1 rRNA gene is annotated in these 548 nt (G+C 49.3%); it reads left to right on the top strand.

Going from position 1 to position 548, the window contains the following annotated elements:
* Positions 1-548: ribosomal RNA gene (locus I6E24_RS16625) — 23S ribosomal RNA — on the top strand; the annotation flags it as partial.

Below are 548 nucleotides of genomic sequence, written 5' to 3'. Positions count from 1 at the left end.
CAGACTGCCGAGAAAATCCGCTAAACTTAACATTGAAGGTACCCGTACCGCAAACGGACACACGTAGTCGGGTTGAATATACTAAGGCGCTTGGGTGAATCACGGTTAAGGAACTAGGCAAATTGACCCTGTAACTTCGGAATAAAGGGTCCCTCCTCGCAAGAGAGGGCGCAGAGAATAGGTCCAGGCAACTGTTTAACAAAAACACAGGGCTGTGCCAATATGAAAGTAGATGTATACAGCCTGACACCTGCCCGGTGCTGGAAGGTTAAGAGGAGATGTCATCTTTGGGAGAAGCATTGAATTGAAGCCCCAGTAAACGGCGGCCGTAACTATAACGGTCCTAAGGTAGCGAAATTCCTTGTCGGGTAAGTTCCGACCTGCACGAATGGTGTAATGATCCGGACACTGTCTCAACCGTGAGCCCAGTGAAATTGTAGTATCGGTGAAGATGCCGATTACCCGCGATGGGACGAAAAGACCCCGTGAACCTTTACTATAGCTTAGCATTGAATTTGGGCACGCGATGTGTAGGATAGGTCGGAGGC

The organism is Bacteroides caecigallinarum (assembly GCF_021530995.1).
GTDB lineage: Bacteria > Bacteroidota > Bacteroidia > Bacteroidales > Bacteroidaceae > Phocaeicola > Phocaeicola faecigallinarum.
The sequence above is the reverse complement of the archived record's forward strand: the minus strand, read 5'-3'. Positions and strand labels throughout refer to the sequence as shown.